Below are 22829 nucleotides of genomic sequence, written 5' to 3' on the forward strand. Positions count from 1 at the left end.
GCCCGCATCGCGAGCAAGCCCGCTCCCACAGGGATTGTGTTCAGTGGTCCTGCAGTGTTGCTCAGGCGTCGGGTGCCTGGTCTTTCGGTGCCTCAACATCATCATCGGTCGCCACTTCACCGTCAGGGTTCAGTGCCGCTTCTTCAGCCATCTGTTTCTTGCGCTGAAGCTTTTCCTCTTTCTTCTGTTCCTTGGCCAGGTCACGTTGACGTTTGGCGAAGGAGTAATTGGGTTTGGCCATGGGCGATCCTCTGGGGTCGAAGGTGAGGTTGAGCGGCGCGTATTCTGCCCTGTATCGGTGCCCGGGGGTTAACCGGGTTTCTGGTCGACCCATTTTGGGGTGACGGTGGGCTTCCAGTGGTCGAGGGCTTCGAGCAGCGTTTGCGACGATTCGCTCACTTGCAGCATGTCACGGTGCGGCGCGCGAACGAAGCCTTCGCCGACGATGTGATCGAGAAATGCAGTGAGTTTGCTGTAGAAACCGTTCACTTCCAGCAGGCCCAGCGGCTTGCCGTGGTAGCCGAGCTGGCCCCAGGTCCAGACTTCGAACAGCTCCTCCAGGGTGCCAAGACCACCGGGCAGGGCGATGAACGCATCGCTGAGTTCGGCCATCCGCGCCTTGCGCGCGTGCATGCCGTCGACCACTTCCAGACGCGTCAGGCTCTTGTGACCGATTTCCTTGTCCATCAGGCTCTGCGGGATGATGCCGATCACTTCGCCACCGGCCGCCAGCGCGGCGTCGGCGACAATCCCCATCAGGCCGACGGCGCCACCGCCGTAGACCAGCGTCAGCTTACGCTCGGCGATAGCCGTGCCGAGGGCGATCGCGGCTTCGGTGTACGCCGGGGTGGTGCCGGCGTTGGCACCGCAAAATACACAAACGGATGTGAGAGACATGCCTTCCTCCTGGGTCAATCGGTCACAGGGTAATGGCTGGCACGCCTTGATCCAAGGGCTAGACTTCGCGTTTCGGGGTTTCATAGGTGCCGCTGGCACCACAGGCGTAGGCGGCGAGCAGACTGCACAACAGGCTGTTGAAGGACATGACGGATACTCCAGGTGAGTGTTGAGCCCTGAAGATACGGCCCGGCCAAACGTCTGGCTGTTAGATTGTTTCGATGAGTGTCATAGCCTGAAAGTTGTATACAATTTTTGACTCAAGTCATAGGAACTTGCGAAGATTTCAGGCAGTCTTCCAACCATTCGTGTTTTTGTTAACCCTGCCTTGGAGATTCACCATGTTTTCCAAAGTTGTTGCGGTATCCCTGCTGGCGCTGGCCAGCAGCCAATTGATGGCTGCCGAGTGCAAAACCACCGTTGATTCCACCGACCAGATGTCCTTCAACACCAAGGCCATCGAAATCGACAAGAGCTGCAAGACCTTCACCGTCGAGCTGACCCACTCCGGCAGCCTGCCGAAGAACGTCATGGGCCACAACCTGGTGATCAGCAAAGAAGCCGACATGCAGCCGATCGCCACCGACGGCCTGGCCGCCGGCATCGACAAGAACTACCTGAAGGACGGTGACGAGCGCGTTATCGCTCACACCAAGATCATCGGCGCCAAGGAAACCGACTCGGTGACCTTCGACGTGTCCAAGCTCAAGGCTGACGAGAAGTACGGCTTCTTCTGCTCGTTCCCGGGCCACATCTCGATGATGAAAGGCACCGTGACTCTGAAGTAAGCAACACAAGGTCATAAAAAAAGCGTCCCGAAGGACGCTTTTTTTATGCCTCGGAATCAAGGCGCAAACGGCATGACCCGCTTGTGATGAGTCTTTTTGTAAGTGTTGACGATGATGTCGAATGCTTCCTGACGCACCGGCTCGCCGTGCAGGAAGGCGTCGATCTCGGCGTAGGTCACGCCGTGGGACGCTTCGTCCGGCTTGCCCGGCGACAGGTCTTCCAGATCCGCCGTCGGCACTTTTTCCACCAGCGATTCCGGTGCGCCGAAGCTGCGGGCGATGGCGCGGACCTGGTTCTTCACCAGACCGCTCAGCGGGGCCAGGTCGCAGGCGCCGTCACCGAACTTGGTGAAGAAACCCATCACCGCTTCCGCCGCGTGGTCGGTGCCGATCACCAGGCCGTGAGCCGCGCCGGCGATGGTGTACTGGGCGACCATGCGCATCCGCGCCTTGGTATTGCCGAGCACGAAATCCACCGACACCGCGTGCTTGCCTTCGAAGGCTGCGACTTCGCTGGCCAGGGATTTGACCGCCGGGCCGATGTTGACGGTGTGGCGCTCGTCTGGGGCGATGAAGTCCACCGAGGCCTGGGCGTCGTGTTCATCGAACTGCACGTCGTACGGCAGGCGCACGGCGATGAACTTGTAGGCCTCGTCACCGGTGCGTTCGCGCAGTTCACGCATGGCGCGCTGGGCCAGCAGCCCTGCGGTCAGCGAATCGACCCCGCCGCTGATGCCCAGCACCAGGGTCTTGAGTCCGGAACTGGTCAGGCAATCCTGGATGAAGGTGATGCGTCGGGCGACTTCCGCTTCGAGGGCCTGGTAATCGGCGAACGGCGGCTGAACGTTGAGCTGTTCAGCAATCTCACGCTGTACGGCTTGCATGAATTCACTCCTTGCTAGAAAGGCTGGAAACGGCAGGAACCTGGAAAACGTGTCGCAAATAGGCGACGAAATTCGGGTCTTTGCAGTGGGTCTTGCCCGGCTCGTCGGAGATCTTCGCCACCGGTTGGCCATTGCAGGCGGTCATTTTAAGCACGATGCTCATCGGTTCGACACCCGGAATGTCACAGGTCAGGTTGGTGCCGATGCCGAAGCTGACATTGATCCGGCCGCGCAGCGCCCGGAAGATCTCCAGCGACTTGGGCAGTGTCAGGCTGTCGGAGAACACCAGGGTCTTGCTCATCGGGTCGATGCCGAGCTTGTGATAGTGGGCGATACATTTTTCGCCCCACTGCACCGGATCCCCGGAGTCATGCCGCAAACCGTCGAACAGCTTGGCGAAGAACAGATCGAAATCGCCGAGGAAAGCGTCGGTGGTAATGCAGTCGGTCAGGGCGATCCCCAGCAGCCCGCGATACTCGCGAACCCAGCAATCGAGGGCGGCGATCTGGCTGTCGATCAGCCGTGGACCGAGTTGCTGGTGGGCCATGATCCACTCATGAGCCATGGTGCCCAGCGGTTTCATGTCCAGTTCGCGAGACAGGTGCACGTTGCTGGTGCCAACGAAACGCCCGGGGAAATCGTGCTTGAGCACGTTCACCACTTCTTCCTGCACACGGTAGGAAAACCGCCGGCGTGTGCCGAAATCGGCGACCTGCAACTGCGACAGTTCTTCCGCCGAGGCGTTGGCGGTCAGCCAGTCGAACTTGCGGTAAAGCTGTTCGCGGGCTTGTTCCAGCACTGTTTCACGGTAGCGATAGCGGTTGCGCACTTCGCTGACGATCGCCAGCAGCGGCACTTCAAACAGGATCACATGCAGCCACGGCCCGCGCAGGCGGATGAACAGCTCGCCGTTCTCGATGCCGGTGTGCAGGTAGCGCAGGTTGAAACGGAACAGACCGAGGAAGCGCAGGAAATCCGGTTTGAGGAACGAGATGCGCTCGAGAAAGCTCAACTGATCGGCGCTCAGGCTCAACTCGGCCAGACGCTCGACCTGGAAGCGGATCTCCGCCAGATACGGGCGCAGATCTTCACTGTTACGGCAACGAAACTCCCATTCGACTTCGACGTTGGGGTAGTTGTGCAGCACCGCCTGCATCATCGTCAGTTTGTAGAAGTCGGTGTCGAGCAGGTTCTGCACGATGCGATCGGCAAACACACTCTCGCTCATAAAGGGGTCTCCAGACGGGCCGCGCGTTGGCGCGGTATCAATCAATGGCGCTAGTGGCTCATATCCTGGATGAAGATTGCTAGCGATTTTTTGTTCGGTGGCCTGCTTTTGTTTTTGACGGCTTTTGCTTTTTTTTTCCTGCAGCAGCTTTTTGTTCGGGATACACATCGAGGGAGGCTTGAATGACCAGCTCAAGTCGTTCCCAACTTTTTATGTACTCTGCGAGACGCGAATGCCTAGGGATGAGGTTGGTTTCAACCGCTTTGATCATTGCTGCCCTGAGCATTGCATAGGTTGCTTTTTCAGCCATGAGTGAAGTCTCCCTTGAAGGAAACCTGGTCGAGTGTGTCAACGCCATCTTGAAGTAATACATAAACGGGAAGTATCAGTCGGTACAGATCTGAGTCATTGATGTCCTTGATGGTTACGGATGTCAGGGTCTCCAGAAGGCTGACAGCAGCGCGGATTCTGAAGCAGGCATCTTCGAACAACTGGCTGGGTGCGGCGTGTGTATCTATTAAGTAAGTTGGACTGTTGGTCGCATTGGCTTTAAGTGGGGAATAACGATTCATCGGACGCGTCCTGATAATTATTTTTGGCTTAATTAGTAGAAGAGCTGTTTGTTTTTCCAGCCAATTTGGTGGGGGCTTAAGTATTGGTTTGCTGAGCCATTGCGGGGTCGAATGGCTCAGCGCTCGGCTTAATTATTTAAGCTGATCGTGTAGTTGCTTCGTTGGCTACCGATGACAAACTGCGATTTATCGTTTGTAGTTCTCTTGGTTGCGGCGGCCAAGCCAACGGGTCGAGATCAAGATCAAGAAACTTGCTGGAATCGAAAATGGGCGTATTGATTCCGACACGACGCTGCTCGTCGTAATCTCGCAAGATCCGGAGACAAACTTTAAACAGCATTGCCATGGCCACAAGGTTGACCAGCGCCAGCAGCGTCATGGTGATGTCGGCGAAAGCAAGCACGGTCGAAAGGTCCTCTACCGCCCCCCAGAACACCAAAACCAATACCAGCGAACGGTAGAAAAACAGCGCTTTTCGGGGTTCGACAAACATGAACCGAAGGCTGTTTTCCCCCAGGTAGTAGTTGTAGAGCATCGCCGTGAAGACGAACAGCGCCAGCACCACGCTGATGAACATTCGCCCCCATTCACCGACCACGGCTGCCAACGAGTTTTGTGCCAGCGCAACGCCGTCGCCCTCAAATCCCGGCGCGTAGAAACCCGAAAGCAAAATGAGTAGTGCCGTGCAGGTACAAATCACGAACGTATCGATGAAAACGCTGAATGCCTGCACGACGCCTTGGGCCACCGGATGGTCGATTTTCGCCACTGACGCGACATTGGGAGCGCTGCCCAGGCCCGCTTCATTGGAAAACACACCACGTCTCACACCCATGACGATTGCGCTGCCGATCAATCCACCAAAGGCTTGATCCAGACCGAACGCGCTTTGGATGATAGTCATCAGCATTGGTGGAACCTGATCGAACTGCAGCACGATCACGTAACTCGTCACGCCGACGTAAGCGAGAACCTTCAACGGCACCAACAAGTCGGCTACGGCAGCTATTCGTTTTATCCCACCAATAAAAACTGCCCCGAGCAGCAGGGACAATGTGAGTCCTGACCAAATGGGCGCCAGACCGAAAGCGTCTTTCAGCGAATGTGAGACTGCATGCGATTCGAGACCATTGATTGCAAATCCAAACGTCACTAGCAGTAGAAGCGCTGCAATTGTTCCGAGCCAGCGTTTGTCCAGACCGTGCTCGATGTACCAGGAGGGTCCGCCTCGGAACAGGCCATTCCCATCGCTACGTTTGTAGAGTTGGCCCAGTGTGCATTCGAAGAAGCTACTCGACATGCCGAGCAAGGCTGTCATCCACATCCAGAACACTGCGCCTGGGCCTCCCATGCTCACAGCAATTCCGACCCCGACGATATTCCCCGTGCCCACCCGCCCAGCGAGGCTGAGGGTCAATGCCTGAAACGAACTCAGATGGTGGCTGCCGCTGCGCCAACTGCCCAGTAGAACGGTAAACATGTGCATGAAGTATCTGAACTGGACAAACCGTGATCGGATGGTGAAATAGCTACCCAGGCCAAGGACTACAGGGATCAAAACCTTTCCCGTAAGAAAGTCGTTGATGATGTCTAGCATTCAAAGCTCCTTGCTATTGAAAGTGCTGGCGTTTTTTATTAGCTGGTTAAGTCCTGAAATATCAGGGCTCGTAATATCCAGCCATATTTCGCAGGGCGCAATTTCGCAAGTTGCTTAAAAGTGATGCGAGTTGCTGCTATGGTTGCGCCTTCTAAAACTGTTTCAAGGATATTTATGTGGGAGTTTCTTCCAGCTAACTTAAGACTTCTGTGCAGTCACTACAGATCTGTCGCAGAAGTCTGTAGGAAGATTCGGATTAATCGTGGGCAATTCAATAAATATCTTTGCGGTAACAGCATTCCTACAGCCTTCAACCTGAAAAGAATCTGCGATTTTTTCGGGGTTGAAGAGTTTGAAATCGCTCTTCCAACCGAGCAATTCATCACACTGATTGGCGTGAAATCCAGGAAAACCAGCACCGTCGATGAACAAACGGCACCGCAGAGAATGCTAGGACACTTGCGTCAACGATCCTCGCCGGAGCTCAAGGCGCACATCGGCTATTACTATGAGTACTACCACGCTATGACGGAGCCTGGCTCGATTTTGTGTTCACTGGTGCACGTCCGAGAAGATGGGGCAGACATTGTCTATGAGCGAAACGAGCGCTTACAGATTGCGGGTGCTGAAGGCGAATTTGAACGGTATCGATACGTTGGGTTCGCTTACTACCTGAGAGATCGCCTGTTTCTTATCGACTACGAGTCGCTGACCTCGAACGAGATCAGCCAAACCATTCTCATACCTAGCTTCAAAAGCTGCATCACACGGCTCAACGGTCTGAAAATGGGTGTGTCCGCCGCTGACCATCGTGCTCCGGCTTGTTCGCGGGTCGTTTGGGAGTATCTGGGACCGGAAATCAATCGGATCGATGCCTATCGCCGGGTGCGTCTTTATGACGTTGATGATCCGGTTATCGATGAAGACCTGCGTGCGCGACTCACTCAAACCAAGTTTGTTGATGGCCTGTTTGTAATTGCGTGACGATTCGCCGAGCCGGCGCAATACAACGCGTTTTCACTTAGGTCAGTCGGCATTAGTACTGTCGATCTGCTCCAGCATCCACTTCACGAAATCCCGCACCTTGGGCACTTCCGCCGCGTGTTCCGGGTAGGCCAGGTAATAGGCGTCGGTGCTGGGCATTGCATGCTGCCAGGGAATGACCAGTTTGCCGTCGGCCAATTCCTCTTCCACCAGAAACCTCGGCAACAGGGCGACGCCGCAACCGACCTGGGCGGCGCGGATGCACATATAAAAGGTTTCGAAGCGCGGGCCGTGGTAGCTGTGTTCGGTCTGGTAGCCCTGGCTGTCGAACCAGTCGTGCCACGCTTGCGGGCGCGAAGCATTCTGCAGCAGGACCAGATCGGCGAGTTGCGTTGGATCAGTCAACGGAGTGTCCGGCAGGCTGCTCGGCGCGCAGACCGGCACCAGCTCTTCGCCGAACAGCTTCAGGCATTCGGTGCCGGGACGTGAGCCCTGGCCGAAATAGAACGCCAGGTCGCTGCGCCCTTGCAGCAGGTCATCGGCCTCTTGCTCGTTGCACAGGTCCAGATGAATCGACGGATGACGCAGGCGCCAGCCCTTGAGGCGCGGCACCAGCCATCGGGCGCCGAAGGTTGAGGGGGTGGAGACGCGCAGGACTTCGGTTTCGCCGCCGTAGGAACGCAGGTAATGGGTCGACATCTCGACCTGGGTCAGGATTTTTCTGACTTCAACCAGATACAGATCGCCGGCCGGGGTCATCTGCAAACGGCGGCGTACCCGGCGGAACAACAAGTGCTGTAACAATTCTTCGAGCTGCGCCACCTGCTTGCTGACAGCGCTCTGGGTCAGGTTCAGTTCCTCGGCGGCCCGGGTGAAACTCAGGTGTCGGGTCACGGCCTCGAAGCACTGCAACGCGGTGATCGACGGCAAGTGGCGTTTGTTCAGCATGGGCGATCCTTTTCTTGTCTTTCTGCGCAGCATGAATAAACGGAATGATATCTCGCGTAAAGGTCGTTTGTTGCACAGCCTTCCTGACGCTACAACTAAAGGTCTGCCCGGTCGTGAAATCGCGCCCGCACACATTCAGTTTTTTGCTTGAGGAGTGACCCATGGTTGCCGCATTGCTTGATCGTCTAGGTGTGAACCCGGCCCTGTACCAGAACGGCAAAGTGCCGGTGCATTCGCCCATCGACGGCAGCCGCATCGGCGCCGTGAACTGGGAAGGCCCCGCCGAAGTCGAGCAACACATCAGTCGCGCAGATCATGCGTTCGAACAATGGCGCAAGGTGCCGGCCCCGCGTCGCGGCGAGCTGGTGCGTCAGTTCGGCGAAGTCCTGCGCGAGTACAAGAATGATCTTGGCGAACTGGTTTCCTGGGAGGCCGGCAAGATTACTCAGGAAGGCCTCGGTGAAGTGCAGGAGATGATCGACATCTGCGATTTCGCCGTCGGCCTGTCCCGCCAGTTGTACGGTTTGACCATCGCCTCCGAGCGTCCGGGCCACCACATGCGTGAAACCTGGCACCCGCTGGGCGTGGTCGGCGTGATCAGTGCGTTCAACTTCCCGGTCGCGGTGTGGGCGTGGAACACCACGCTGGCGCTGGTCTGCGGCAACCCGGTGGTGTGGAAACCGTCGGAGAAAACCCCGCTGACCGCGCTGGCCTGTCAGGCGCTGTTCGAGCGCGTACTGAAGAATTTCAGCGATGCTCCGGCGCACCTGAGCCAGGTGATCATCGGCGGTCGTGATGCCGGCGAAGCGCTGGTGGATGACCCGCGTGTCGCGCTGATCAGCGCCACCGGCAGCACCCGCATGGGCCGCGAAGTGGCGCCGAAAGTCGCCGCACGCTTTGCCCGCAGCATTCTCGAACTGGGTGGCAACAACGCCATGATCCTCGGCCCTAGCGCCGATCTGGACATGGCCGTGCGCGCCATCCTGTTCAGCGCCGTCGGTACCGCCGGTCAGCGTTGCACCACCTTGCGTCGCCTGATCGCCCATGAATCGGTGAAAGAGGAAATCGTCACCCGCCTCAAAGCCGCGTACTCCAAAGTCCGTATCGGTCACCCGCTGGAAGGCAACCTGATTGGCCCGCTGATCGACAAGCACAGCTTCGAAAACATGCAGGACGCGCTGGAGCAGGCGCTGAGCGAGGGCGGTCGGGTGTTCGGCGGCAAGCGCCAACTGGAAGATCAATTCCCGAATGCCTACTACGTGGCGCCAGCCATCGTTGAAATGCCGGAGCAGAGCGACGTGGTGTGCAGCGAGACCTTCGCACCGATCCTCTACGTGGTCGGTTACAGCGATTTTGAAGAGGCGTTGCGCCTGAACAATGCCGTGCCGCAAGGGTTGTCGTCGTGCATCTTCACCACCGATGTGCGCGAGGCCGAGAAATTCATGTCGGCGGTCGGCAGTGACTGCGGCATCGCCAACGTCAACATCGGCCCGAGCGGTGCGGAAATCGGCGGCGCGTTTGGCGGTGAAAAAGAAACGGGCGGCGGTCGTGAGTCGGGCTCGGATGCGTGGCGCGCGTACATGCGCCGCCAGACCAACACCGTGAACTACTCGCTGGAGTTGCCGTTGGCGCAGGGCATTACTTTCGACTGACAGTTGGATATTCCCCCTGTTGATCGTTCCCACGCTCTGCGTGGGAATGCTGCACCGAACGCTCCGCGTTCGCTTTCGGGACGCAGAGCGTCCCTGACTGCGTTCCCACGCAGAGCGTGGGAACGATCTTTTAGGTGTGTTTGGCAGGTTTCTGTTGGAGTCTGGCAATGCCGTTACGCGAAGAATGTCTGTGGGAAAAACTCACGCCGCAACGACCGGATAACACGGCGCTCAGGGGCGAGGTCAAAGTCGATGTCTGCGTGATCGGGGCCGGGTTTACCGGGCTGTCGGCGGCGCTGCATCTGTTGGAAAAGGGCAAGAGCGTCTGCGTGCTCGAAGCCCATCGCGCCGGGCATGGTGGCTCCGGGCGCAACGTCGGGCTGGTCAACGCCGGGATGTGGATTCCGCCGGACGAGATCGAGGCCGGCTTCGGCGAGGCGGTCGGCAGTCAGCTCAACCGCATGCTCGGTGCGGCGCCGGCGCTGGTGTTCAGCCTTGTGGATAAATACAACATCGATTGCCAGTTGCGCCGCGAAGGCACCCTGCACATGGCGCACAACGCCAAGGGCGAGGCGGATCTGCGCAGTCGCGAAGAACAGTGGAAACGCCGGGGGGCGCCGGTCGAACTGTTGACCGGCAAGGCCTGTGAACAGGCGACCGGTACACAGAAGATCGCCGCCGCATTGCTCGACCGGCGCGCCGGTACGCTCAATCCGATGGCTTATGTCACCGGGCTGGCCAATGCTGTGATCGGCCTGGGCGGGCAGATGTTCGATCACTCCCCGGTCGCGCGTCTTGAGCGCCAGGGGCAGAAATGGTCGGTGCAGACCGAGCAGGGTTCGGTGCTCGCCGAACAGGTAGTGATCGCCTCCAACGCCTACACCGAAGGCGACTGGACCGAACTCAAGCGCAACTTCTTTCCCGGTTACTACTATCAGGTCGCTTCGGTGCCGCTCACCGAAGACGCCGCCCAGGAAATTCTCCCGGGCGGGCAGGGCTCGTGGGATACCCGTCAGGTGCTGAGCAGCATCCGCCGTGACAAGGATGGTCGTCTGTTGCTGGGCAGCCTCGGCAACGGCAATCAGAAACCGACCTGGTTCCTCAAGGCCTGGGCCGACCGGGTGCAGCAGCATTACTTCCCCAACCTCAAACCCGTGGAGTGGGAATGCACTTGGACCGGGCGCATCGCTTTCACTCCCGATCACCTGATGCGCCTGTTCGAGCCGGCCCCCGGACTGGTGGCCGTCACCGGTTACAACGGTCGTGGCGTGACCACCGGCACCGTGGTCGGCAAGGCGTTCGCCGACTACCTGTGTAACGGAAATCCTCAGGCGTTGCCGATTCCCTTCGCACCGATGCAGCCCCTGGCGGGTGTGGGCTTGCGCAGTTGTCTGTACGAGGCCGGGTTCTCGCTGTATCACGCGGGCCAGTGCCTGCGGATCGTCATTTGAGTGTTGAAATATGTTGCCGGAAGCGGCGCTTTTCGATGTAGCGACTAGCCTGTAATGGTGCGGGTTGTAGCAGTCCCGCACCAGCAGTGTGCAGTTCGGTGACGCGGGCTGTTACAGGCTGGTTGCACGTCGTTTGGCGCCGCGGTTGCAATGATGGCGCGTGCGGGTTGCGCCTGAAAAAATAATTGGTTTCACCTTCCGCGGTTTAGACGGTTGCACGCCCAATGAAAATGGGAACGAAACAGTCGAAATAACAAGAAAGCAGCGACTTTTTGAAGAATAAAAAACCGATGGCACGGCCCTTGCTCTGAGCATTCAAGTGAAGTCGCAGTGCCAACTAAAAAAAACCTTGGAGCACCACCTCATGTCCCAGACGTTTTACAAGAAAGGCTTTCTGGCCCTCGCAGTGGCTACTGCGCTGGGTGTTTCTGCGTTTGCACAAGCTGATGTGAAAATCGGTGTGGCGGGTCCGATGACGGGCGCCAACGCGGCATTTGGCGAACAGTACATGAAAGGGGCACAAGCGGCGGCCGACGCGGTCAACGCGGCGGGCGGCGTCAACGGGGAGAAAATCGTCCTGGTCAAGGGCGATGACGCTTGCGAACCGAAACAGGCGGTGACGGTCGCCAAGGACCTCACCAACCAGAAAGTCGCCGGTGTGGTCGGCCACTTCTGCTCGTCCTCCACCATTCCTGCGTCGGAGATCTACGACGAAGCCGGCATCATCGCGATCACCCCGGGTTCCACCAACCCGCAAGTGACCGAGCGCGGCCTGAGCGCCATGTTCCGTATGTGCGGCCGTGACGACCAGCAAGGCATTGTGGCCGGCGACTACATCGTCGACGTGCTCAAGGGCAAGAAAGTGGCCGTGCTGCACGACAAGGACACCTACGGTCAGGGCCTGGCCGATGCGACCAAGGCTCAACTGGAAAAACGCGGCGTGAAGCCGGTGCTGTACGAAGGCCTGACCCGTGGCGAGAAAGACTTCAGCGCCGTGGTCACCAAGATCCGCGCGGCCGGTGCCGACGTGGTCTACTTCGGTGGTCTGCACCCGGAAGCCGGTCCACTGGTCAAGCAACTGCGTACCGAAGGCCTGAAAGACGTGAAGTTCATGTCTGACGACGGCATCGTGACCGACGAACTGGTGACCACCGCTGGCGGCCCGCAATACGTCGACGGCGTGCTGATGACCTTCGGCGCCGACCCGCGCATGCTGCCGGACAGCAAAACCGTGGTGGACGCATTCCGCAAGGCCGGCACCGAGCCTGAAGGCTACACCCTGTACGCCTACGCTTCGGTTCAGGCACTGGCCGCCGGCTTCAACGGCGCCAAGTCCAACAAGGGCGAAGACGCTGCCAAATGGCTGAAAGCCAACCCAGTGAAAACCGTGATGGGCGAGAAGACCTGGGACGCCAAGGGCGACCTGAAAGTCTCCGACTACGTGGTTTACCAGTGGGACAAGGACGGCAAATATCACCAGCTGGAAAAACAGAAGTAAGGGCTGACGCGATCGGCTGACCTCTGCAGAACACCTGTGGGGGCCAGCCCGGTCGTGGCTGACATTGCTCCGACGTAAATCTGTATTTTTCCTAGAAGAACCGCGCGCCCCAGGGTGTGCAGGTTCTCACTGCGTGAGATTGCGTTATGGATGGTATTTTCCTGCAGCAACTGGTCAACGGCCTGACCCTCGGGTCGGTTTATGGCCTGATCGCCATCGGCTACACAATGGTCTACGGCATCATCGGCATGATCAACTTCGCCCACGGCGAGGTTTACATGATTTCCGCTTACCTCGCGGCAATCAGTCTGGCTCTGCTGGCTTACTTCGGTATCGAATCCTTCCCGCTGCTGATGCTCGGCACACTGGTCTTCACCATCGTCGTCACGGGGGTGTATGGCTGGGTCATCGAACGCATCGCCTACAAACCACTGCGCAACTCCACCCGACTGGCACCGCTGATCAGCGCCATCGGTATCTCCCTGATCCTGCAAAACTATGCCCAGATCAGCCAGGGCGCCCGCCAACAGGGTGTTCCGACGCTGCTCACCGGTGCCTGGCGCATCGACGTCGGCTCGGGCTTCGTCCAGCTGACCTACACCAAGATCTTCATTCTCGTCGCGGCGTTCGTCGGGATGGGCCTGCTGACCTACGTGATCAAGTACACCAAGCTCGGCCGCATGTGCCGCGCCACCCAGCAAGACCGCAAGATGGCCTCGATCCTGGGGATCAACACCGACCGGGTGATTTCCTATGTGTTCATCATCGGTGCAGCGATGGCGGCCCTGGCCGGCGTGCTGATCACCATGAACTACGGCACGTTCGACTTCTACGCAGGCTTCGTCATCGGCATCAAGGCGTTCACCGCCGCGGTGCTCGGCGGGATTGGCTCGCTGCCTGGCGCCATGCTCGGCGGGATCATCCTCGGGATCTCCGAGTCGCTGTTCTCGGGCCTGGTCAACTCCGACTACAAAGACGTGTTCAGCTTCTCGCTGCTCGTACTTGTTCTGGTCTTCCGGCCTCAAGGCCTGCTGGGCCGTCCTCTTGTGTCGAAGGTGTAAGCGATGTCTTCAACCACTACAAAATCCATTGATGTCAAAAAAAGCCTGGTTGAGGCGATTCTCGCCGGTCTGATTGCCCTGATCGTGTTCGGGCCGATTGTCGGCGTGGTACTCGACGGCTACAGCTTCAACCTCGAACCGACCCGCGTGGCGTGGATCATCGCCATCGTCATGGCCGGCCGCTTTGCCCTCAGCCTGTTCCTGCAAACCCCCAAGGGCCTGCGCATCCTCGAAGGATTCGAGAGCACCGGTTCCGGCGTGCATGTTTTGCCCGCCGATCACAAATCCCGCCTGCGCTGGATCATCCCGCTGCTGATCGTGCTGGCCGTGGCCGTGCCGTTCGTGTCCAACTCCTACCTGCTGGGCGTGGTCATCCTCGGTTTGATCTACGTGTTGCTGGGTCTGGGGCTGAACATCGTGGTCGGCCTGGCCGGCCTGCTCGACCTCGGTTACGTGGCGTTCTACGCCATCGGCGCCTACGGTCTGGCGCTCGGTTATCAGTACCTGGGGCTGGGCTTCTGGACCGTGCTGCCGCTGGCGGCGATCACCGCTGGCCTTGCCGGTTGCATCCTCGGTTTCCCGGTGCTGCGCCTGCACGGCGACTACCTGGCGATCGTGACCCTGGGCTTCGGTGAAATCATTCGTCTGGTGCTTAACAACTGGCTGTCCCTGACCGGCGGCCCGAACGGCATGCCGGCGCCACTGCCGACCTTCTTCGGTCTGGAATTCGGCAAACGGGCGAAGGATGGCGGGGTGCCGTTCCACGAGTTCTTCGGCATCGCCTACAACCCGGACGTGAAGTACTACTTCATCTATGCGGTGCTGTTCCTGGTGGTACTGGCCGTGCTGTACATCAAGCATCGTCTGGTGAAGATGCCGGTCGGCCGCGCCTGGGAAGCCCTGCGTGAAGACGAGATCGCCTGCCGCTCGATGGGCCTCAACCACGTGCTGGTCAAGCTCTCGGCGTTCACCATCGGTGCGTCAACGGCAGGTCTGGCGGGTGTGTTCTTCGCCACCTATCAAGGTTTCGTCAACCCGACCTCGTTCACCTTCTTCGAATCGGCATTGATCCTCGCCATCGTCGTGCTCGGCGGCATGGGCTCGACCATCGGTGTGGTGATCGCAGCGTTCGTGCTGACCGTTGCTCCGGAACTGCTGCGCGGCTTCGCCGAATACCGCGTGCTGCTGTTCGGGATCCTGATGGTGTTGATGATGATCTGGCGACCTCGCGGGCTGATCCGCATCAGCCGCACCGGGGTCACTCCACGCAAAGGTGCCATTCACTATGAGAGGACTGCGCCATGAGTGAAGTCGTACTCTCTGTTGAAAAACTGATGATGCACTTCGGGGGCATCAAGGCCTTGAGCGATGTCAGCCTGAAGGTCAAACGCAACTCGATCTTCGCCCTGATCGGCCCTAACGGCGCCGGCAAGACCACCGTGTTCAACTGCCTGACCGGTTTCTATAAAGCCTCCGGCGGCAAGATCGAACTCAACGTGCGCGGCCAGCAGACCAACGTCATCCAGCTGCTGGGCGAGTCGTTCAAGCCGACCGACTTCGTTTCGCCGAAAAACTTTGCCAGTCGCCTGTACTACAAGATGTTCGGCGGCACTCATCTGGTGAACCGTGCGGGCCTGGCCCGGACGTTCCAGAACATTCGCCTGTTCAAGGAAATGTCGGTGCTGGAAAACCTGCTGGTGGCCCAGCACATGTGGGTCAACCGCAACATGCTGGCCGGCATCCTCAATACCAAGGGCTATCGCAAGGCTGAAAGTGACGCGCTGGACTGCGCGTTCTACTGGCTGGAAGTGGTGGATCTGGTGGACTGCGCCAACCGTCTGGCCGGTGAACTGTCCTACGGCCAGCAACGCCGTCTGGAAATCGCCCGGGCCATGTGCACGCGGCCGCAGATCATCTGCCTCGACGAACCGGCCGCCGGCCTCAACCCTCAGGAAACCGAAGCGCTGAGCGCGATGATCCGGCTGCTGCGCGACGAGCACGATCTGACCGTGGTGCTGATCGAACACGACATGGGCATGGTAATGAGCATTTCCGATCACATCGTGGTGCTGGACCACGGCATCGTCATCGCCGAGGGCGGGCCGGATGCCATTCGTAACGATCCGAAAGTGATCGCTGCCTACCTGGGCGCCGACGAAGAGGAAGTCGTATGACGCAACCCATCCTCGAACTCAAGGATCTGGACGTGTTCTACGGCCCGATCCAGGCCCTCAAAGGCGTTTCGCTGCAGATCAACGAAGGAGAAACCGTCAGCCTGATCGGCTCCAACGGTGCCGGCAAATCCACCCTGCTGATGTCGATCTTCGGTCAGCCACGGGCGGCGGGCGGGCAGATCCTGTATCAGGGCGTGGACATTACCCACAAGTCATCGCACTACATCGCCTCCAACGGCATTGCGCAATCGCCGGAAGGGCGGCGGGTGTTCCCCGACATGACCGTCGAGGAAAACCTGCTGATGGGCACCATTCCGATCGGCGACAAGTACGCCAAGGAAGACATGCAGCGCATGTTCGAGCTGTTCCCGCGGCTCGAAGAGCGCCGCACGCAGCGCGCGATGACCATGTCTGGCGGCGAGCAGCAGATGCTCGCCATCGCCCGGGCGCTGATGAGCCGGCCCAAGCTGTTGCTGCTGGATGAGCCGAGCCTGGGCCTGGCGCCGATCGTGGTGAAACAGATCTTCGCCACCCTGCGGGAACTGGCGAAAACCGGGATGACCATTTTCCTCGTCGAGCAGAACGCCAACCATGCGTTGAAACTGTCTGACCGGGCGTACGTGATGGTCAACGGCGAGATCCGCCTGACGGGCACCGGCAAGGAGCTGCTGGTGAACGAAGAAGTGCGTAACGCTTACCTCGGCGGTCACTGATCGTTTGAAGTTGTTCACAAGCCCCGATGCGTGAGTGTCGGGGCTTTTTTGCGTTTGCTCGTTCACTGAAAACCAGGACTTTCGGGAAATTGTGGAAAACAAAATCGCCAACCTGCCAAAGCGCGACATAAAGCCGCTGCAAATGGCTGTTTTTCCACAGTTTTGACTTGTCCCCGTTTGCTGTGGAGCTGGCTGTGAATAACGTGGGTGTAGCTGGCTAAAAGCCTTTGAAACCGTGGCTTTCAGCGCTGTGGTTGTTTTTTGATCAGTGTGTTTTTGCTGAGGGGCAGGCCTGTTTGTCAACCTTTTTATGGGGGCGCAAAACAGCGCGGATGGCTGTGGTCAATCCTGTGGATAAGTCTGTGATTAAACTCTGGAAAGACTCGGCTAAGGGCCGTAATTGCTGGCCTCGCGCAATCATGGCCATGACCGGTCGGTCGTGCAAAATGCCCTGCCCGGCACAACTGGTTGTTCAGGGTCAAGCAAAAAACTTTCCAGATCGCCCGCAAAGCCTTGTGTAGCGCGGCTTTGCGCTTTTCCACTTGCCCCCGGAAACTGTGGAAGGGCTTGTGGATAACGTGCGTGCACATGGCTACAGGCCGCGGCGCATATGGCGTAGCGGCCATTGATCAATTAATGAGCAGGATTCGGTGGTTGCCGGTTAAAGCAGGGCCGGGCATGCTGCCCGCTGATTTTCTATTCCAATGGCTGCCCCGGCAGCCGAAGCAAGGAGAACACGATGTCCAACACCCTGTTTATCACCGGCGCGACCTCCGGTTTTGGTGAAGCCTGTGCCCGTCGTTTTGCCGAGGCCGGCTGGAAACTGGTGCTGACCGGTCGTCGTGAAGAACGCCTCAATGCGCTGTGCGCCGAGCTGTCGAAGCAGACCGAAGTGCATGGCCTGGTGCTGGACGTGCGTGATCGCAAGGCGATGGAGGAGGCGATTGCCAACCTGCCGCCGTCGTTCGCCAAACTGCGTGGCCTGATCAACAACGCAGGCCTGGCGCTGGGCGTGGACCCTGCACCGAAGTGCGACCTCGACGATTGGGACACCATGGTCGACACCAACGTCAAAGGCCTGATGTACAGCACTCGTCTGCTGCTGCCTCGCCTGATCGCCCACGGTCGTGGTGCTGGCATCATCAACCTCGGCTCCATCGCCGGTAACTACCCTTACCCGGGTAGCCACGTTTACGGCGCTACCAAAGCGTTCGTCAAACAGTTCTCGCTGAACCTGCGTTGCGACCTGCAGGGCACTGGCGTACGCGTCAGCAACATCGAGCCGGGCCTGTGCGAGAGTGAGTTCTCGCTGGTGCGTTTCGCCGGCGATCAGGCGCGTTACGATGCGACCTACGCCGGTGCCGAGCCGATCCAGCCGCAGGACATCGCCGAGACGATCTTCTGGGTACTGAATGCGCCGGCGCACATCAACATCAACAGCCTTGAGCTGATGCCGGTGAGCCAGACCTGGGCCGGTTTTGCCATCGAGCGTAACAAGGCCTGATACGGTTTTGCCCTCTTCGCCAGTCTGCTGGCGAAGAGGGCAAATCGGCCAAATTCTGGCAGTAAGGTAGACTCACTCCTCAACGACCCCACCGCACCCAGCGGTTTTCAAGGTTTTTCGAGGAGTCAAAGTGAGTAACCGAGGTGAGCAGTCGCTGCTCAAACAATCGACCATCCTGATGTTGGCCGTGTCGATCGCCGGGATCGCCACCGGTTTTGTTTCGGGTTCCCAGTCCATCCTGTTCGATGGCTTTTTTTCGCTGATCGCAACCTTCATCAAAGTCCTGATGCTGATCACCGCGAAGCTGATCGCCAAGCAAAGCAACCAGCGCTTCCAGTTCGGTTTCTGGCATCTGGAGCCGATGGTGCTTTTGATCGAGGGCAGTTTCCTGCTACTGATCGCGATCTACGCGTTTCTCAACGGTGTGTTCGGCATCATCAACGGCGGTCGTGAGATCGAACTGGGGCTGGTGATCATCTACGCGGCGGTGTTCACCGTTGTCGAGTTCGCCTACTTCTTCTACGTCCGGCACCGCAATCGCAAGCTCAAGTCGAGCCTGATCCAGTTCGACAACATCAGCTGGCTGGTGGACGCGATGTTGTCGGTGGGCCTGTTGATCAGTTTCCTCGCGGCGTTGCTGCTCAAGTCCCAGGGTTATGGCGAGTGGGCGAAGTTCGTCGACCCGCTGATTCTCATCGTGCTGGCTCTGACCATGCTGCCGCCGGCGTTCAAGATCCTCGGCCCGGCGCTGCGGGACGTGCTCGGCATTGCGCCGGACACGCTGGACGATCAGGTGCGCCAGGTGATGGACGCCGCGAAGGTCGAGCATGGTTTCGACGATTACGTGTCCTATGTGCAGAAACACGGGCGGGCGCGGTTCATCGAGATTCATGTGGTGTTGCCGGCGGATTACCGGCTGCAGAGCGTCGGCCAGCTGGATGTGCTGCGTGAGGAGATTTCCGCGAAGCTGGGCAAACCGGACGCGGCGCGCTGGCTGACCATCAGCTTCACTGGCGACCGGAAGTGGATTGCCTGACTTGGGCGAGCGCGCGGGCTCGCCACGACGTCAGCTCAGATAGTCGGCGATGCCGCGATAGCAGGTCGCCAGGTGATACGGCGTGGTCGACGGCATGTCCTTGCGGCTGACCTCGCCCTGATCGTCACGGCATTCGTGCCAGCCGCCGGCATGCAGGAAGCGCTGTTGCAGCGCCTGCAACTGGCGCAGCACCGCGCTTTCACTGCCCGGACGCAAGGTCAGGGCCCGCAGGTATTCGGCCTGGGCCCAGATGCGTTGGGTCGAATCCTTCCCGTGTCCTTGCGGATCAAGCATGGCCAGCACCGCACCGGTGTCGGCCTCGACGCCCTGTTGTTCGGTGAAGGCAAACGCACGATCCAGTGCCGCGTGCAGCTTCGACCCGCGCAGTAGCGGCGAGGATTCGAGCAGGAAATACCATTCGAACTGATGCCCCGGCTCAAACCAGTTATCCACAGCCCCCAGCGGCTTTTCCATCAACACGCCCTGTTGCGGTGCGATGAAGCGCTTGTGCATGGCTGTGCATAACTCGTTCAGCGCCTGCCGGGTCTGGGGATCTTCGCGCACGGCCAACGTGGCCAGGAAGGCTTCGGCCAGGTGCATCAGCGGGTTTTGCAGCGGGCCGGTTTCCAGCGTGATCCAGTCGCGGTCGAGGCAGGCTTCGTAGAGGCCGTCGCCCGTTGCGAATCGTCGGCCGATCACTTCCAGCGCGGCGTTGAGCGTCGATTCCACCAGCGGTTCGCGAGACTTGTCCCAATAGTGGGCGCAGGCGAACAGGATAAAGGCGTGGGTGTAGAGGTCCTTGCGCTGATCCAGCGGTTTGCCCTGCGGATCGATGCTGTAGAACCAGCCGCCGTGCTCTGCATCGTGGAAGTGCCGTTGCAGGGAACGGAACAGCGCAGCAGCGCGGACTTCGGCGTTATCCACAACCCCGATCAGGCTGGAAAACAGGTAAAGCTGCCGTGCGCAGGCCATTGCCCGGTAGCGCTGCGGTGGCAGCGGCTGATGCGCGGCGTCCAGCGCCTCGTAAGGCAACGCCATGTCGGCGTTCCAGCCCGGTCCTTGCCAGAGGGGCACGATCACGTTCAGAAAGTGCTGTTGCACTTCACCGAACAGGGTGGTCAATTCAGGCAGGGAGGTGGAGCGGGAAGCGTGGGGCATGGGCGGACGTCGTCACGGCAGGGGCGATTGCGCGACATGGTAGCAGAGAGTGGCGATCGATCGTTCCCGCGCCATGCGCGGGAACGATCAGAGGTGCCATTCAGCCGGCCAGCAACCACGCGCCCGTCACTGCCGAAGCCGCTCCGGCCAGTCGTACCAGCGGCGCAGCAGCCTGAGGCAGAAGACGAACCACCGCATAACCCGCCGCATGCAGCGCAGCCGTTGCAACCACGAAACCGGCGGCATACGCCCAAGGGCTCGACATGTCCGGCAGCTCCAGGCCATGGGCCACGCCATGGAACAGCGCAAACAGCGCCGTCGCCGCCACCGCCATCACCAGTGGCGGACGCACCGCCAGCGCCACCGCCAGACCCAGCGCCAGCACCGAGGCGGCAATCCCGCTTTCCAGCGCCGGCAGCTCCAGCCCTTCAAAGCCGAGCAGGCCGCCGATCAGCATGGTGCCGACGAAGGTGCAGGGCAGCGCCCAGCGTGCGGCGCCTTGCTGCTGCGCGGCCCACAGACCGACGGCCACCATCGCCAGCAAATGGTCAAGACCGCCGATCGGGTGGCTGATGCCGGCCACCAGGCCAGAGTCGCCGTGACCGGGGTGGGCGAAGGCCAGGGCTGGAGTCAGCAGCAGCGCGACGGCGCCGAGAATGCGTTTGAGTGTCATGGATAAGCTTCCTTGTTGATCAGTGAATCAGGCTGCGGTCAGCAGGCCCTGGCGTTCGATGAAGGCAATGATTTCTTCCAGGCCCTGACCGGTTTTCTGGTTGCTGAACACGAACGGCTTGCCGTTGCGCATGCGTTGGGTGTCGCTGTTCATCATCTCCAGCGAGGCGCCGACCAGCGGCGCGAGGTCGATCTTGTTGATTACCAGCAGGTCGGATTTGCAAATGCCGGGCCCGCCCTTGCGCGGCAGCTTGTCGCCGGCTGAAACGTCGATCACGTAGATGGTCAGGTCGGACAGTTCCGGGCTGAAGGTCGCGGAAAGATTGTCGCCACCGGACTCCACCAGAATCAGGTCCAGCCCCGGAAAGCGGCGGTTCAGTTGATCCACCGCTTCGAGGTTGATCGAGGCGTCCTCACGAATGGCGGTGTGCGGGCAGCCGCCGGTTTCCACGCCGATGATGCGTTCCGGTGCCAGCGCTTCGTTGCGCACCAGAAAGTCGGCGTCTTCGCGGGTGTAGATGTCGTTAGTCACCACCGCCAGGTTGTAGCGCTCGCGCAGCGCCAGGCACAGGGCCAGGGTCAACGCGGTCTTGCCGGAACCGACCGGGCCGCCGATGCCGACGCGCAGGGGTTGTGTGTTCATGTGATTCTCCAGATAAAAGGCCCTAGGAACGGAACAGGCGGCTGTACTGGCGCTCATGGGCCATGCACGCCAGGGACAGACCGAACGCGGCGCTGCCGAGGTGTTCGGGATTGATTCGGGTGGCGTCCTGCTGCGCCTGTTGCAGCAGCGGCAGCAGTTCGCTGGTCAGGCGCTGGGCGGCTTGCTGGCCCAGCGGCAGGGTTTTCATCAGCACCGCGAGCTGGTTTTCCAGCCAGCTCCACAGCCACGCGGCGAGTGCGTCCTGCGGGCTGATCTGCCAGGCGCGAGCCGCCAAGGCCCAGCACAGGGCCAGGTGCGGTTCGGCGCAGTGTTCGAGAAAGTCCCGCGCGGGCTGATCGAGCTCGGGCAAACCGTTGAGCAATTGCTGCAACGAGTAGCCCATCTGCCGGCTTTCCAGATGCAGTTCGCGGGTTTCGCGGCTGGCGCGGTGACTTTCGCAGAGCTTGCGCAATTCATCCCAGTGTTCGTCCGCGCCGGCCTGGCAATGGGCGAGCAGCATGGGCGCTTCGAACCGCGCGAGGTTGAGTAGCAATTGATCGCTGATCCAGCGGCGGGCGCTGTCCGGGCTGTCGACGCGGCCGTTATCCACAGCCATTTCCAGGCCCTGGGAATAGCTGTAGCCGCCAATCGGCAATTGCGGACTGGCCAGGCGCAGCAGCGCCCAGGCCGGGTTCACAAACGGACGCCGAACTGATGGAGTTTCGGCGCGTAGTTGAAGTCTTCGTCACCGTGCCGCGAGTGGTGATGGCCGCCACCGTAGGCGCCGTGTTCCGGCTGGAACGGCGCTTCGATCGATTCCACGGCGGCGCCGAGCTGTTCGAGCATCGCCTTGAGCACGTAATCGTCGAGCAGCCGCAACCAGCCGTCACCGACTTGTAGCGCGACGTGGCGATTGCCCAGGTGATAGGCGGCGCGGGTCAGTTCGAAGGCGTTGGCGCAGGTGACGTGCAGCAGTTGTTCTGGACGGGCGCAGACCCGGACGATCCGGCCATCTTCGGCTTGCAGGCACTCGCCGTCGTACAGCGGCGGCTGGCCGCGCTCCAGAAACAGTCCGACGTCTTCACCTTCGGCACTGAAACAGCGCAGGCGGCTTTTGCTCCGGGCTTCGAAGGTCAGGTGCAACTCGGCGGCCCAGACGGGTTGGGGGTCGATTCTGCGATGAATCACCAGCATCGGAAAGCTTCCAGCAGTGGACAATGCTCAGGCTAGAGCAAGGGGCTTGCCAACCGGACGAGGCGTAGGAAAACCCTGTCGGAGCCTAGTGGATGTTTCAAGATGTTGCAGGATTGTGGGGTGTTTTGGTGCATGAAGTTTTTTACATGCACCAATTTGCGGCGCAAAAAAAATC

24 protein-coding genes are annotated in these 22829 nt (G+C 59.7%); 11 read left to right on the forward strand and 13 right to left on the reverse strand.

The window, feature by feature from the left end; genetic code table 11:
• Positions 1–61 precede the first annotated feature (61 nt).
• Positions 62–241 (reverse strand): hypothetical protein, encoded by a 180-nt coding sequence (locus AC0R79_RS03890; RefSeq protein WP_007950694.1) that lies wholly within the window; start codon positions 239–241, stop codon positions 62–64.
• A gap of 68 nt (positions 242–309) precedes the next feature.
• A complete protein-coding gene (locus AC0R79_RS03895) occupies positions 310–897 on the reverse strand; it encodes an LOG family protein (protein WP_474733278.1) in 588 nt (195 codons plus the stop codon).
• A 341-nt stretch (positions 898–1238) separates the two neighbouring features.
• Here AC0R79_RS03895 and azu point away from each other — a divergent pair, with 341 nt between their 5' ends.
• Positions 1239–1685, forward strand: coding sequence for an azurin (gene azu / locus AC0R79_RS03900; RefSeq protein WP_064593127.1), 447 nt, complete (start codon positions 1239–1241; stop codon positions 1683–1685).
• 56 nt (positions 1686–1741) lie between these two features.
• On the opposite strand, the gene nadE is transcribed toward azu, so the two are convergent.
• The 5 genes from nadE to AC0R79_RS03925 form a co-directional block, all read right to left on the reverse strand.
• Positions 1742–2569, reverse strand: coding sequence for an ammonia-dependent NAD(+) synthetase (gene nadE / locus AC0R79_RS03905; protein ID WP_007950678.1), 828 nt, complete (start codon positions 2567–2569; stop codon positions 1742–1744).
• 4 nt (positions 2570–2573) lie between these two features.
• Positions 2574–3797, reverse strand: coding sequence for a nicotinate phosphoribosyltransferase (gene pncB / locus AC0R79_RS03910; protein ID WP_085685119.1), 1224 nt, complete (start codon positions 3795–3797; stop codon positions 2574–2576).
• A gap of 79 nt (positions 3798–3876) precedes the next feature.
• A complete protein-coding gene (locus AC0R79_RS03915; RefSeq protein WP_085667731.1) occupies positions 3877–4107 on the reverse strand; it encodes a hypothetical protein in 231 nt (76 codons plus the stop codon).
• A complete protein-coding gene (locus tag AC0R79_RS03920) occupies positions 4100–4369 on the reverse strand; it encodes a hypothetical protein (RefSeq protein ID WP_039766693.1) in 270 nt (89 codons plus the stop codon). The genes AC0R79_RS03915 and AC0R79_RS03920 overlap by 8 nt, the downstream gene beginning before the upstream one ends.
• A gap of 136 nt (positions 4370–4505) precedes the next feature.
• Positions 4506–5966: an alanine/glycine:cation symporter family protein gene (locus AC0R79_RS03925; protein ID WP_474733281.1), complete on the reverse strand. Its 1461-nt coding sequence runs from the start codon at positions 5964–5966 to the stop codon at positions 4506–4508.
• Between the two features lie 174 nt (positions 5967–6140).
• On the opposite strand from AC0R79_RS03925, the gene AC0R79_RS03930 reads away from it, so the two are divergent.
• Entirely contained in the window at positions 6141–6950 is an 810-nt protein-coding gene (locus AC0R79_RS03930) for a helix-turn-helix domain-containing protein (protein WP_474733283.1), read from the forward strand.
• A gap of 42 nt (positions 6951–6992) precedes the next feature.
• Here AC0R79_RS03930 and AC0R79_RS03935 read toward each other — a convergent pair whose 3' ends face one another.
• Positions 6993–7898, reverse strand: a complete 906-nt coding sequence (locus AC0R79_RS03935; RefSeq protein WP_474733285.1) for a LysR family transcriptional regulator — start codon at positions 7896–7898, stop codon at positions 6993–6995.
• 161 nt (positions 7899–8059) lie between these two features.
• Here AC0R79_RS03935 and amaB point away from each other — a divergent pair, with 161 nt between their 5' ends.
• From amaB to AC0R79_RS03980, 9 genes are all read left to right on the forward strand, one after another.
• Positions 8060–9550: an L-piperidine-6-carboxylate dehydrogenase gene (gene amaB, locus AC0R79_RS03940; protein WP_127796763.1), complete on the forward strand. Its 1491-nt coding sequence runs from the start codon at positions 8060–8062 to the stop codon at positions 9548–9550.
• A gap of 167 nt (positions 9551–9717) precedes the next feature.
• Positions 9718–11001 (forward strand): L-pipecolate oxidase, encoded by a 1284-nt coding sequence (gene amaA / locus AC0R79_RS03945; RefSeq protein WP_474733287.1) that lies wholly within the window; start codon positions 9718–9720, stop codon positions 10999–11001.
• Positions 11002–11365: 364 nt separating this feature from the next.
• Positions 11366–12499 (forward strand): ABC transporter substrate-binding protein, encoded by a 1134-nt coding sequence (locus AC0R79_RS03950; RefSeq protein WP_007950664.1) that lies wholly within the window; start codon positions 11366–11368, stop codon positions 12497–12499.
• 146 nt (positions 12500–12645) lie between these two features.
• Complete coding sequence (locus tag AC0R79_RS03955; RefSeq protein WP_007950661.1) at positions 12646–13560, forward strand: ABC transporter permease subunit; 915 nt, start codon at positions 12646–12648, stop codon at positions 13558–13560.
• Positions 13561–13563: 3 nt separating this feature from the next.
• Positions 13564–14865 carry a high-affinity branched-chain amino acid ABC transporter permease LivM gene (livM, locus tag AC0R79_RS03960; protein WP_007950660.1) on the forward strand — a complete coding sequence of 434 codons (1302 nt, stop codon included), beginning with the start codon at positions 13564–13566 and terminating at the stop codon, positions 14863–14865.
• Complete coding sequence (locus AC0R79_RS03965; protein ID WP_007950657.1) at positions 14862–15734, forward strand: ATP-binding cassette domain-containing protein; 873 nt, start codon at positions 14862–14864, stop codon at positions 15732–15734. Before livM ends, AC0R79_RS03965 begins: the two co-directional genes overlap by 4 nt.
• Positions 15731–16447, forward strand: coding sequence for an ABC transporter ATP-binding protein (locus AC0R79_RS03970; protein WP_007950655.1), 717 nt, complete (start codon positions 15731–15733; stop codon positions 16445–16447). The genes AC0R79_RS03965 and AC0R79_RS03970 overlap by 4 nt, the downstream gene beginning before the upstream one ends.
• 739 nt (positions 16448–17186) lie before the next feature.
• A complete protein-coding gene (locus AC0R79_RS03975; protein ID WP_011332209.1) occupies positions 17187–17951 on the forward strand; it encodes an SDR family oxidoreductase in 765 nt (254 codons plus the stop codon).
• 130 nt (positions 17952–18081) lie between these two features.
• Positions 18082–18987, forward strand: coding sequence for a cation diffusion facilitator family transporter (locus AC0R79_RS03980; protein WP_375745154.1), 906 nt, complete (start codon positions 18082–18084; stop codon positions 18985–18987).
• Between the two features lie 30 nt (positions 18988–19017).
• Here the strand turns inward: AC0R79_RS03980 and AC0R79_RS03985 are convergent, their stop codons facing one another.
• From AC0R79_RS03985 to ureE, 5 genes are all read right to left on the reverse strand, one after another.
• Complete coding sequence (locus AC0R79_RS03985) at positions 19018–20145, reverse strand: AGE family epimerase/isomerase (protein ID WP_375745156.1); 1128 nt, start codon at positions 20143–20145, stop codon at positions 19018–19020.
• A gap of 100 nt (positions 20146–20245) precedes the next feature.
• Complete coding sequence (locus tag AC0R79_RS03990; RefSeq protein WP_474733293.1) at positions 20246–20818, reverse strand: HupE/UreJ family protein; 573 nt, start codon at positions 20816–20818, stop codon at positions 20246–20248.
• 27 nt (positions 20819–20845) lie between these two features.
• Complete coding sequence (gene ureG / locus AC0R79_RS03995) at positions 20846–21460, reverse strand: urease accessory protein UreG (protein ID WP_008001031.1); 615 nt, start codon at positions 21458–21460, stop codon at positions 20846–20848.
• A 22-nt stretch (positions 21461–21482) separates the two neighbouring features.
• Positions 21483–22157 carry an urease accessory protein UreF gene (locus tag AC0R79_RS04000; RefSeq protein ID WP_474733295.1) on the reverse strand — a complete coding sequence of 225 codons (675 nt, stop codon included), beginning with the start codon at positions 22155–22157 and terminating at the stop codon, positions 21483–21485.
• A complete protein-coding gene (ureE, locus tag AC0R79_RS04005; protein ID WP_007950631.1) occupies positions 22154–22654 on the reverse strand; it encodes an urease accessory protein UreE in 501 nt (166 codons plus the stop codon). The genes AC0R79_RS04000 and ureE overlap by 4 nt, the downstream gene beginning before the upstream one ends.
• Positions 22655–22829 lie beyond the last annotated feature (175 nt).

This window comes from Pseudomonas sp. HD57-3 (assembly GCF_056113135.1).